Raw genomic sequence first — 12006 nt, forward strand, 5'->3', positions numbered from 1 at the left:
GGAGCCAACAATGCCCATCACAGTCGGTCAGGATACAGCCAAGACACGCAAGACGTTGTCTGTCGGCGACCAGTCGTTCGCCTATTATTCGATCCCCGCAGCCGAAGCAGCCGGGCTTGGGGATTTCTCGAAACTGCCCGCCGCGCTGAAGGTCGTGTTGGAAAACATGCTGCGGTTTGAGGACGGCAACACCGTCACCGTCGACGACATCAAGGCTTTTGCCGAATGGGCGACAAAAGGCGGCCAGAACCCGCGCGAGATCGCCTATCGTCCGGCCCGCGTGCTGATGCAGGATTTCACCGGTGTTCCCGCCGTAGTTGACCTTGCCGCCATGCGCGACGGCATCAAGCATCTCGGGGGCGATCCGCAGAAGATCAACCCGCTGAACCCGGTCGATCTGGTCATCGACCACTCGGTGATGATCGACGAATTCGGCAATCCGCGCGCCTTCCAGATGAACGTGGACCGCGAATATGAGCGCAACATGGAGCGCTATACTTTCCTCAAATGGGGCCAGACCGCGTTCAACAACTTCCGCGTTGTGCCACCGGGCACCGGCATCTGCCACCAGGTGAACCTGGAATATCTCAGCCAGACCGTCTGGAGCGACAAGGATCAGAACGGCGATGTTGTCGCCTATCCCGATACGCTGGTCGGCACCGACAGCCACACAACCATGGTCAACGGCGCGGCCGTTCTGGGCTGGGGCGTTGGCGGGATCGAGGCCGAGGCCGCGATGCTGGGTCAGCCGATCTCGATGCTGATCCCCGAGGTCGTGGGTTTCAAGCTGACCGGCCGCATGATCGAAGGCACCACCGGCACCGACCTTGTGCTGAAAGTCGTGGAAATGCTGCGCGAAAAAGGCGTGGTCAGCAAGTTCGTCGAGTTCTACGGCGACGGTCTGGACAACCTGCCACTGGCCGACCGCGCCACGATTGCCAACATGGCGCCTGAATACGGGGCCACCTGTGGCTTCTTCCCGATCGACGACGAAACCCTGCGTTACCTGCGCAATACCGGCCGTGAAGACGACCGCATCGCGCTGGTCGAGGCCTATGCCAAGGAAAACGGTTTCTGGCGCGGCGCGGATTACGATCCGGTCTATACCGACACGCTGGAGCTTGACATGGGCACCATCGTGCCTGCGATCTCCGGCCCCAAACGTCCGCAAGATTATATCGCGCTGGATTCCGCGGCCACCGCATTTGGCCACTATGTCAAGGGCATCCGCGAAGGCAAGGACACCAGCGCGAATTCCGAGGTTCGCTGGGAAGGTGAAGGCGGCGCGCCGGAACCCACGGACATCCCCGGTGATGAGGGGCATCACAAACGGGGGTTCGTTCCGACAGAGAAAAGCCACTACCAGCTGCATGACGGCTCTATCGTGATTGCCTCGATCACGTCCTGCACCAACACGTCGAACCCTTATGTGATGATCGGTGCGGGCCTTGTGGCGCGCAAGGCGGCGGCCCTTGGGCTGACACGCAAGCCATGGGTCAAGACATCCCTCGCTCCCGGATCGCAGGTCGTCTCTGCCTATCTGGAGGCCGCGGACCTGCAAAAAGACCTCGACAAGATCGGGTTCAACCTTGTCGGTTATGGCTGCACCACCTGTATCGGCAACTCCGGTCCGCTGGCCGAGGAAATCTCGAAATGCATCAACGACAATGACCTGATCGGCACGTCGGTCCTGTCGGGCAACCGCAACTTCGAAGGCCGGATCAGCCCGGATGTACGCGCCAACTATCTGGCATCGCCGCCGCTGGTTGTGGCCTATGCGCTGGTGGGTGACATGAATGTCGACATCACCAAGGACAGTCTTGGCAAGGACAAGGACGGCAATGACGTCTACCTCAAGGACATCTGGCCGACCACAAAGGAAATCGCGGATCTGGTCGAACAGACCGTGACGCGCGAAGCGTTCCAGTCGAAATATGCCGATGTCTTCAAAGGCGACGAAAAGTGGCAGGGCGTCGAGGTTCCGCAGCAGGAAACCTATGATTGGCCCTCCGCGTCGACCTATATCCAGAACCCGCCCTACTTCCAGAACATGAGCAAGGAACCGGGCACCATCAGCAATATCGAAGGTGCGCGTGTTCTGGCCTTGCTGGGCGACATGGTCACCACCGACCACATCAGCCCGGCCGGGTCATTCAAAGACACCACGCCCGCCGGCCGCTACTTGACAGAGCGTCAGGTGCCCGTGCGCGAATTCAACTCCTATGGCAGCCGTCGCGGCAACCATGAGGTGATGATGCGCGGCACATTCGCCAACATCCGCATCAAGAACGAGATGCTGGACGGGGTCGAAGGCGGCTACACCAAAGGCCCGGATGGCGAACAGGCGGCCATTTTCGACGCCGCGATGGCCTATCAGGAAAACGGCACGCCGCTGGTGATCTTCGGTGGCGAGCAATACGGTGCGGGTTCCAGCCGTGACTGGGCAGCCAAGGGCACGGCCCTTCTGGGCGTCAAGGCAGTCATCGCCGAAAGCTTTGAGCGTATCCACCGGTCCAACCTGGTGGGCATGGGCGTCGTCCCGCTGGAATTCACCGGTGGCGACACGCGCAAATCGCTGAAGCTGACGGGTGACGAGACGGTCTCAATCTCGGGTCTGGACACGATCAAGCCGCTTCAGGATGTGCCTTGCACCATCGCCTATGCCGACGGGACCGAGAAGGAAATCACGTTGAAATGCCGGATCGATACCGCGATCGAGATCGAATATATCGAGCATGGCGGCGTTCTGCACTATGTGCTTCGCAACCTCGCGGCGTCCTGATCCGTCAGGAACCGCAATCCCCGGCTGATGGGGTTCAATCCAGAAAATGGCGCGTCGCTTCGGTGGCGCGCCTTTTCGTTTCGCGCAACCCTGCTATGCGCGAGTCTTCGCCAAACACGGTTTCGTGACGCGCCAGCCCGGAAATTTCCCCTTATGTCATTTGCTGTAATGCCCCATTTGAAGGGCAAGCAAAGAGGCAGAGACCATGAAGTTTACGATTACATTCGCGCAGATCATCGCATTGAGCATTCTTGCCGTTTACGGTGCCCAGGCCAGCAACAAGTCGCCCCCGGCCTGCCCCTCGCTCAGCGCGTCGGAACATTGCGCGATCGCGCCCTGATATAAGGGCCACGCTATTCTTGGTATTTCATATCACATGCGCGTTGCCCCGGCTCGGACTGGGCCGGGGCAGCAAGCGTCAGTCAGCCAATGCTTTTTCCAGCTCAGGCGCGAAACGGTTCTCATAATCTGATCCGATCAGCGGCCCCGCAAAACGAAACAGCACTGTGCCATCGCCATCGACGATGAATGTCTCGGGTGGCGCGGTCACGCCCCAATCAATCGCGCTGCGGCCCTTGGGGTCAAACGGAACGGCTATGAACGGGCTGTCCGACTCGGCCAGATATTTCTGTGCGTCCTCGGCCTGATCCTTGAAGTTCACACCGACGATCCGTATCCCCTCTGCCTCCAGCTCCAGCAGCTTGGGGTGTTCGGCGCGGCAGGGCGGGCACCAGCTTGCCCAGAAATTCACCACCGTCACCTCACCGGACGCCAACGCCCCCGGTTCCAGCGCGGGATAGCCTGTCAGGGCCGTCTCGGTGATCGCCGGTGCGGGTTGTCCGATCCGGGTGGAGGGCAGCCCCTGCGGATCGTCGCGGAACATGCCGACGTAAAACAATGCGGCCAGTCCGGCAAAGATCGCCGGCGGTGCAATCATCAATGGTGAAAGTTTAGCCACGGCGTATACCTCTTGTTTCTACCCGGTCCAGCTCTGCCTTGATCCGGCGTGCGCGCCAGATGCTGACGCCGACCAGGGCCACGATCAGCAGGATCGACACTGCATAGGATGACAACACGACATCCGCGTATTTCCCGAGATCCGGCATCATCCCATCCTCTCCCGCGCCATCAAGGCCCGTGTCCGTCGCGCCCTGATTTCCGTCTGCGTGCGCAGGAAGACCAGCGCGATGAACAGCAGCGCGAACCCTGCCATCGACACGAAAAGCGGCACGGCGAAGATGTTGCTGACACGTTCTTCGGTATCGCCCGCAAGCGCGCCCGCACGCATCACCGACGCCCCCTGATGCAGACCCTGATTCCAGAAATTGACCGCATAGCGGCTGAGGATCGCAAAGACCGACCCCACCAGACACAGGATTGAGGTCAGATCGGCGGCGGTGTCGTCATCCTCGATCGCGGCCCACAGCGCCATGTAGCCAAGGTAGAACAGGAACAGGATCAGGAACGAGGTCAGTCGCGGATCCCATTCCCACCACGTCCCCCACATCGGCTGCCCCCAAAGCGCGCCGGTGACCAGCGCGATCACGGTCATCACCGCACCCACGGGGGCGGCGGCACGGGCGGCCAGCGCGCTGACATGGTGTCGCCGCACGATCCAGATCAGAGAGGCGACCAGCATCATCAGCCAGGCGTTGATCGCCATCAGCGCGGCGGGAACATGCAGATAGATGATCTTGACGGTAGAGCCCTGCCGGTAATCGTCCGGCGTGAAGAAGAACCCCCAGACCAGCCCGACCAACAGCGTCACCACCGCAGCCGCAGACAGCCAAGGCAACACCCTGTCGGTGGTCCGGATGAATTTCACCGGGTTCGCATATTCCCAGATAGAGGCCATGCCTCCTCCTACATCAGTTCCGCGCCGTCCTAACAGATGGCTCAGCGCAGGTTAATCCGCAACACTGCCGCAGAGGCAAATGGCAATAGCGCGATCACGCCAAAAGTGATCCCGGCAAGCAGGGTCAGCGGCGTCACGACCTCCAGCCCGGCAGCCCCACGTCGCGCGACCTCTGCCCCGAAGATCAGCGTCGGGACGTATAGCGGCAGGACCAGCAGCGACAGGAGCAGCCCGCCGCGCTTGATGCCCACCGTCAGCGCCGCCCCGAAGGTACCGATCACCGACAAGGCGGGCGTGCCCAGCAACAGCGAAACCGTCACCCACAGGTATCCCGGCCCCGGCAGGTTCAACAGCACGCCAAGCGCCGGCGCGACCAGAACCAGCGGCAGGCCCGTGGTGATCCAATGCGCCAGCGCCTTGATGCTGACAATCCCTTCCATCGGCAAAGGCGCGGTCGCCAGCAGATCCAGGCTGCCATCCTCCCAGTCCAGTGTCAGAATACGGTCCAGCGACAGAAGGCAGGCCAGCAGCGCGCCCAACCACAGGATGCCGGGGGCGATGCGCGCCAACAGCGCGCTTTCCGGGCCGATGCTGAACGGCACCAGCACCGTCACGATCAGAAAGAACGCAAGCCCAAGGCCAAAGCCGCCGCCCGCGCGCACGCCAAGCCGCAGGTCGCGTGTCAGCAACGCGATCACAGGAACGCCTCGTCCGGGTCAGAGGCCCGCCAGACCGCACGATAAGGCGTCACATCCAGGACATCGGCGTCGAGACCCAAATCGATATGGGTGGCGATCAGCGCCGATCCGCCCTGCCCCAGATGCGTGCGCACGGCTGCGGCGAACAGTTCGACAGAGGCCGCGTCCAGTGAGACTGTCGGTTCATCCAGCACCCAGATCGCCCGCCCCGTCACCATGAGCCGCGCCAATCCCAAACGTCTTTTCTGGCCAGCCGAGAGTGTCCCGGCGAGCCGATCTGACAGGGGCTCCAGATCGAAGGCGCGAAGTGCGGGTGCGATGTTATCCGTGCCAAAGACCGACGCCCAGAAAGACAGGTTTTCGGACACGCTCAGCATCGCCTTCAACCCGTCAGCATGGGCGGCATAGGCAATCTCTTCACCGTCGCGCTCGACCCGCCCGGCCAAGGGCGGCTGCAAGCCCGCGACGGTGCGCAAAAGCGTGGTCTTGCCGGATCCGTTCGGCCCGCGCAACACAAGGGCGGCACCGGGTGAAAGAGCAAAATTCACCCCTTCCAGCACCGCAATCCCGCCACGCGAGACGCTGAGATCTATGCCACGCAATGTCATGCTGTCGGGCTTAATTCATTGCCCGCACGGACAAAAGTGATCAAATGCGCGCGGGCGATATTGATCCCTGCCGCGACACTGGCCAATCCGCACGCTCACACCGGAAGCGCGGCCAGCGCCACCCGCCGACCTTCGGAAAGCAGCACATTATACGTCCGGCAAGCCGAGGGCGCGCTCATTACCTCGATCCCCATGCCCGCGCCCTCCAACTCTTCGCGCATATCGCGCGGCAGATGCAGGATTTCCGCGCCCGTGCCGACGAACAGCACGTCAATCTCGCCGGCAAGCGCCAGAAGCGGCGCGCGGTCGTCATAGCCGCCCCAGCTTTGCACACCACCCGCGCTTAGGATCACCGGGCCTTCCATGACCTTGCCGCCGATCCGAAAATAGCCCGACCCATAGCCTTCGACGGGCTGGGCATCGGTGAAAACAATCTCGTTCAGACGCATGTGCTTCTCCTCCAGATGAACAGCGGCACTCTGCTTGGCACTGAAAGCGCCGCCTCCCCGCGAAAGAGTTTGCCAAGCACCAACGCGCCTTGCGGCGCGCCCGACATGTCAGGCATCAATATCCGCGAATTGCGTTCCGGCCTTGCCATCCGTCTTTGTCCAATCGCGCTTGACGCCCAACCAAAGCAGGGAGGTCGAGGCCACGAAGATCGACGAATAGGTGCCCACGACAACACCCCAGATCATCGCAAAGACAAAGCCCCGGATCACGTCGCCCCCCAGCACGAACAGCGCGATCAGCGCAATCAGCGTGGTGATCGAGGTCATGAAGGTCCGGCTAAGCGTTTCGTTGATCGAGACATTCAGAACTTCCTTGAGCTCCATCTTCTTGAACTTGCGCAGGTTTTCGCGCACGCGGTCGAATACCACGACCGTATCGTTCAAAGAATAGCCCACGATGGTCAGAAGCGCCGCGATGATCGCCAGATCGAACTTGATGCCAACCTCGGAGAACACGCCGATGGTCAGCACCACGTCATGCACGAGCGCGACCACGGCCCCCAGCGCGAACTGCCATTCGAACCTGAGCCAGATATAGACGAGCACCGCAAAAATCGCGAGAACGACGGCAATCACGGCGGTCTGGATCAACTCGCCAGAGACTTTCGGGCCGACCGATTCCACCGACACAAACCTGATATCCGGGGTCACCTCGGACAAGGCGTTTTCAGCGGCGATGATGGTTTCGGCTGAAACGCTATCCGTCTCGTCCTGGGCCTGAATACGGATCATCGCCACGTTCTGCTCTGGCCCGAAATTGGGGTCGAACACTTCGGATATGGTGATGTCGCCCAGTTCCAGCGCGGCCAGCGCGTCACGATACGCGCCCACATCCACCGCCTGTTCGCTTTGCGTGCGTATGGTCGTACCGCCGCGAAAATCGATGCCGTAGTTAAGCCCGCGCGCCCCGAAAGAGATCAGGGCAAGCACGATCATGAAGGCCGAAATGCCCAGCCACAGCTTTGAGCGGCTGAAGAAATCCCAGTTCGTCGTCTCGGGTACCAGTCTCAGGCGCATGGGTCAGACCTCGATCGTCTTGGGGCGGGTGCGTTCAAACCACATCACCACCAGCAGGCGGGTGACGAAGATCGCGGTGAACACGGATGTCAGAATGCCGATGCCCAGAGTGATGGCAAAGCCGCGTACCGGGCCAGAGCCCATGGCGAACAGGATCACGGCGGTGATGAAAGTGGTGATATTGGCGTCGACGATCGCGGACAGCGCTTTTTCATAGCCAAGATCAATGGCACGCGCCGGGCCTCGGGCAGATTTCAACTCTTCCCGGATACGCTCAAAAATCAGCACATTGGCATCCACGGCCATACCGATGGTCAGCACAATGCCCGCAATCCCCGGCAGCGTGAGCGTCGCGCCGATCAGACTGAGCAAGCCGAAAAGCAGACCCACGTTGATCAGCAGCGCGATATTGGCGAAGAAGCCGAACAGTCCGTAGCTGAGGAACATGAACACAAGCACCGCAATGAAAGCGACGATACAGGCGATTTTGCCCGCGTCGATGCTGTCCTGGCCAAGTTCTGGCCCGATGGTACGCTGTTCAAGAAAGTTGAGACCAGCAGGCAAGGCACCCGCGCGCAGCAACACGGCAAGCTTGGTGGATTCCTCGACGGTGAAATTGCCGGTGATGATGCCCGATCCGCCCGGAATATGGCTTTGAATCACAGGCGCGCTGATCACCTCGCTATCCAGTACGATGGCGAAGGGGCTGCCGATATTCTGGGCCGTGTAATCGCCAAATTTCCGCGCCCCTGTCGGGTTGAAACGGAAGTTGACCGCCGGACGCCCGTTCTGGTCAAAGGCAGGCTGCGCGTCGGTCAGCTCTTCACCGGTGACGACGGGCGCGGTTTCCAGCGTGTAGAACACCCCCTCTTCGTCGAGCGATGGCAACACTTCCTGACCGGCAGGCACAGTGGCGTCGGCGCTGGAGCCGCGTCCGATGACCGGTTGAAAAGTCAGTTGCGCGGTGGTGCCGATGATCGCGATCAGCTCTTCCGCGGACCCGATGCCGGGCACCTGGATCAGGATGCGGTCGGCCCCCTGACGCTGGATCGTGGGTTCGCGTGTGCCAACCTCGTCGATGCGACGTCGAATGATTTCAAGGGCTTGTTGCAGCGTGCGGTCATCCATCGCCGTGCGTTCCGCCTCGGACAGGGTAACGACCAGCACATCTCCCTCGCCCGCCACGTCCAGATCGCGCGTCCCTGCGGCGGTGATCGAGGTGACGGGTTGCGACAATGCGCGCGCAACCTCGATCGCCCGCGCCATACCTTCGGGCTGCGAGATCTTCACACGAAGTTCATCATCGCCGGAAGGTTGCAGGCGGATCGTGCCGACATCAGAGCGCGCAGCGCGCAGGGCGTTGCGCAGCTCCGGCCACATGGAATCCATCCGCGCCTTGTAGACATCCTCGACCTGAACCTCAGCCAGCAGGTGCACACCGCCCCGCAGGTCAAGGCCCAGATTGACCAGAGACGACGGCAAGAACGACGGCCAACCCGCTGATTGTGCAGCAAGTTCCGGCGTCTCACCTGCAACCTCTATGGCGGCCACGGCGTCGTTATGTGTCTCGACGCGGGTGTAGAAGGCGTTGGGCAGGGCAAAAGCCAGGCCTGCGATACACACTGCCCAGATCAGCACGCGCTTCCAAAGGTCGATTTGCAGCATCAGGCCGCTCCGTCTACGAGGCAGAAATTGGGCGGATCAAGTGTCGGCGGGTTCTGTCTTGGACAGCACCTGCGCGATGGTGGATTGCACCACGCGAACCTTCACCCCGTCGGCAAGTTCAACTTCCAACTCGTTGTTTTCCTTGACCTTAACGACCTTCCCGATCAGTCCACCCTGGGTCACGACCTGATCGCCACGGCGCAGGGCGCTTACCATTTTCTGATGATCTTTCAGCTTTTTCTGCTGCGGACGGATCAGCAGAAAATACATGATCGCGAAGATCAGAATGAGGGGCAAAAACTGCGCGATGGCGCTGGTGTCCATGGGAAGGCTCCGTTGGTTCAGGCGGAGATGTCCCCGCAAATTCTGGCGGAACCTATGCGCAGAGCCGGGGCATTGCAAGGCGGCTTGGTTGGGGCATTTTGTGCTTTTTGTACCTCCGTTCCGTACAAAAGCCCTTTGCCCCGCAAATCCCCCCAGATTGCCGCCAATGCACGACGGCGCTAGGGTCCGGCCACGCCGCCCTAGTTGCTGGCCGGAATAACACACGGGACATCAAATGGACAACGCCACGCAGCCAAACACGCCGGTCCGGCGGGACGCAGCGGTCAGGGATGCAATGCTTGCCCGACAGAAGGCGATGTGCCGAGTGGACGATCCGGCAACCGCCCCCATAGACCGACGCGCCAGCGGATTGACCGGACAGACGCGCATGGGGTTTTGGGCGGCGATGATCCTCGCATTGGGACTTGGAGCACAGGCGCAGGCCGAATTGCCTGCCCTGCCGTTGGAGGACCACGCAGCGTGGCAGGCCGTGGGGCGGGTCAATCAGGCGGGATTCAATCAAAAGGCGCTGTGTTCCGGCACGCTGATTGCGCCGGATCTGGTGCTGACCGCGGCGCATTGCGTGCAAGGGCGCGATGGGCTCATTCCGCTTGGCCGGTTGCATTTTGTCGCGGGCTGGCTGGGCGGGGAATATGCCGACGATGCCGGCGCGCGGCGGGTTTTGGTGCATCCCGACTATGCCGACAAGCCCGGCCCTTCGGACATCGCCTTGATGTGGCTGGACCACCCGCTGGAGGTCACGCCTTTTGCACTCCACGCGCCGCAGCCGGGGATCGCCGCAATCATGGGATATCAGGACAACCGGCCGCACCGGCTGGGCGCGCGGTTCGATTGTCAGCGGCTGAGCGACACGCAGCTGTGGCTGTCCTGTCCGGCGCGGCGCGGCACCTCTGGCGGGCCGGTCTTGCAGCAGGTGGGCGGCATCTGGCATCTGGTCGGTGTGGTCAATGGCACGAACAGCACGGCAAGCGTGGGCGCCCCTGTCGGGAACTGGGTCTTGGCGCATATGACGGACAGGCCGTAGCGCCGGGGCACCGACCGGGGCAAAACATACGCAACGCGTGGCGATTGCGCGACGTTGCGGGTTGCGCAACTGGCACGTCATGGGCAAAAACATGGACGGTGGCTTGGACCGTCGCGCCACAGCACAGCGGCAAAACCGCCAGTACCGCCCAGCCGCAATCTGGTGCATAACGCCGCACAGAACGATTCATCACGAAGGACCAGACAGATGCATGACATCCGCGCCATCCGCGAAAACCCGGCCGCATTTGACGCGGCGCTGTCCCGCAGAGGGGTTGCTGCGGTGTCGTCTGACATTCTGGCCATTGACGAGGCCCGCCGCGCCGCGATCCACGCCGCAGAGACCGCACAGGCCGAACAGAACAAGGCCTCCAAGGAAGTGGGTGCCGCCAAGGGCCGTGGCGACGAGGCAGAGTTTGAACGTCTGCGCGCGCTGGTGGCCGCGAAAAAGGCCGAGATGGCGGAAATGCAGGCCGCGGCAAAAGCCGAGGATGAGCGGCTGACCGCGCTGTTGTTGACCCTGCCCAACCTGCCGCATGACGATGTGCCGGACGGGGCCGACGAGGATGACAATGTCGAGATGCACCGCTGGGGCAGCCCGCGCAGCTTCGATTTTGCCCCCAAGGAACATTACGATCTGGACGGCGTGAAGCCGGGCATGGATTTCGAGACCGCCGCAAAACTGTCCGGCGCGCGGTTTGTCGTGCTGTCGGGCGGTGTCGCGCGCATTCACCGGGCGCTGGCGCAATTCATGCTGGACACGCATGTCGAGGAAAACGGACTGTCCGAGACCTGGACGCCCGTGCTGGTGCGTGAAGAGATGATGCTGGGCACCGGGCAATTGCCGAAATTCGGCGAGGACAGCTATCAGACCACCAATGGCTGGTGGCTGATCCCGACCTCCGAGGTGACGCTGACCAATATCGTCAATGGGTTGACGGTGGACGAAGACACCCTGCCCCGCCGTTACGTCGCGCATTCGCAATGTTTCCGGTCCGAGGCAGGCAGCGCGGGCCGCGACACATCGGGCATGCTGCGCCAGCATCAGTTTGAAAAGGTCGAGATGGTCAGCGTGACCCACCCCGATCACAGTCGCGCCGAACTGGACCGTATGACGGGTTGCGCGCAGGGCATTCTGGAACGGCTGGGCCTGCCCTACCGGACGGTCGCGCTCTGCACCGGCGATACGGGCTTTGGCGCGCGCCGCACCCATGACATAGAGGTCTGGCTGCCCGGACAGGACGCGTATCGCGAGATCAGCTCTGTCTCGGTCTGCGATGCCTTCCAGGCCCGCCGGATGAATGCGCGGTTCAAGCCCGCAGGCGGCGGCAAGCCGGAATACCTCCACACGCTCAACGGCTCTGGCCTTGCGGTGGGGCGCTGCCTGATCGCGGTGCTGGAGAACGGCCAGCAAGCGGATGGATCGGTCGATCTGCCTCAGGCGCTGCACCCGTGGCTGCGCGGCAAGACCCGGCTGAGCGCCGATGGCACATTGGTCTGAGAG

At 62.0% G+C, this 12006-nt stretch carries 13 protein-coding genes; 4 read left to right on the forward strand and 9 right to left on the reverse strand.

Annotated features, from left to right (window positions below; translation table 11 throughout):
• Nucleotides 1–10 precede the first annotated feature (10 nt).
• Together acnA and DMZ65_RS19985 are read left to right on the forward strand one after the other, a co-directional pair.
• Nucleotides 11–2782: an aconitate hydratase AcnA gene (gene acnA / locus DMZ65_RS01185; protein WP_116597084.1), complete on the forward strand. Its 2772-nt coding sequence runs from the start codon at nt 11–13 to the stop codon at nt 2780–2782.
• A 205-nt stretch (nt 2783–2987) separates the two neighbouring features.
• A complete protein-coding gene (locus tag DMZ65_RS19985; protein ID WP_269801523.1) occupies nt 2988–3122 on the forward strand; it encodes a hypothetical protein in 135 nt (44 codons plus the stop codon).
• Between the two features lie 78 nt (nt 3123–3200).
• Here DMZ65_RS19985 and DMZ65_RS01190 read toward each other — a convergent pair whose 3' ends face one another.
• The 9 genes from DMZ65_RS01190 to yajC form a co-directional block, all read right to left on the reverse strand.
• Complete coding sequence (locus DMZ65_RS01190; RefSeq protein ID WP_232824841.1) at nt 3201–3740, reverse strand: DsbE family thiol:disulfide interchange protein; 540 nt, start codon at nt 3738–3740, stop codon at nt 3201–3203.
• Nucleotides 3733–3891 (reverse strand): heme exporter protein CcmD, encoded by a 159-nt coding sequence (gene ccmD, locus DMZ65_RS01195; protein WP_198662599.1) that lies wholly within the window; start codon nt 3889–3891, stop codon nt 3733–3735. The genes DMZ65_RS01190 and ccmD overlap by 8 nt, the downstream gene beginning before the upstream one ends.
• Entirely contained in the window at nt 3888–4637 is a 750-nt protein-coding gene (locus DMZ65_RS01200) for a heme ABC transporter permease (RefSeq protein WP_116597086.1), read from the reverse strand. The genes ccmD and DMZ65_RS01200 overlap by 4 nt, the downstream gene beginning before the upstream one ends.
• A 41-nt stretch (nt 4638–4678) precedes the next feature.
• The gene (gene ccmB / locus DMZ65_RS01205) at nt 4679–5335 is read right to left on the reverse strand and encodes a heme exporter protein CcmB (protein ID WP_116597087.1); all 657 of its coding nucleotides are present in this window, start codon (nt 5333–5335) and stop codon (nt 4679–4681) included.
• Nucleotides 5332–5943 carry a heme ABC exporter ATP-binding protein CcmA gene (ccmA, locus tag DMZ65_RS01210; RefSeq protein ID WP_116597088.1) on the reverse strand — a complete coding sequence of 204 codons (612 nt, stop codon included), beginning with the start codon at nt 5941–5943 and terminating at the stop codon, nt 5332–5334. The genes ccmB and ccmA overlap by 4 nt, the downstream gene beginning before the upstream one ends.
• A gap of 95 nt (nt 5944–6038) precedes the next feature.
• Entirely contained in the window at nt 6039–6392 is a 354-nt protein-coding gene (locus DMZ65_RS01215; RefSeq protein ID WP_116597089.1) for an Mth938-like domain-containing protein, read from the reverse strand.
• Nucleotides 6393–6500: 108 nt separating this feature from the next.
• Nucleotides 6501–7469 (reverse strand): protein translocase subunit SecF, encoded by a 969-nt coding sequence (secF, locus tag DMZ65_RS01220; protein ID WP_116597090.1) that lies wholly within the window; start codon nt 7467–7469, stop codon nt 6501–6503.
• A 3-nt stretch (nt 7470–7472) separates the two neighbouring features.
• Nucleotides 7473–9134 (reverse strand): protein translocase subunit SecD, encoded by a 1662-nt coding sequence (gene secD / locus DMZ65_RS01225; protein ID WP_116597091.1) that lies wholly within the window; start codon nt 9132–9134, stop codon nt 7473–7475.
• Nucleotides 9135–9170: 36 nt separating this feature from the next.
• Nucleotides 9171–9458 (reverse strand): preprotein translocase subunit YajC, encoded by a 288-nt coding sequence (yajC, locus tag DMZ65_RS01230; RefSeq protein ID WP_116597092.1) that lies wholly within the window; start codon nt 9456–9458, stop codon nt 9171–9173.
• Between the two features lie 235 nt (nt 9459–9693).
• Here yajC and DMZ65_RS01235 point away from each other — a divergent pair, with 235 nt between their 5' ends.
• Both DMZ65_RS01235 and serS read left to right on the forward strand, forming a co-directional pair.
• Nucleotides 9694–10503 (forward strand): trypsin-like serine peptidase, encoded by an 810-nt coding sequence (locus tag DMZ65_RS01235; protein WP_116597093.1) that lies wholly within the window; start codon nt 9694–9696, stop codon nt 10501–10503.
• A 207-nt stretch (nt 10504–10710) separates the two neighbouring features.
• The gene (gene serS, locus DMZ65_RS01240; protein WP_116597094.1) at nt 10711–12003 is read left to right on the forward strand and encodes a serine--tRNA ligase; all 1293 of its coding nucleotides are present in this window, start codon (nt 10711–10713) and stop codon (nt 12001–12003) included.
• Nucleotides 12004–12006 lie beyond the last annotated feature (3 nt).

It is taken from the genome of Primorskyibacter marinus (assembly GCF_003313245.1).
Classification (GTDB): Bacteria; Pseudomonadota; Alphaproteobacteria; order Rhodobacterales; family Rhodobacteraceae; genus Primorskyibacter; species Primorskyibacter marinus.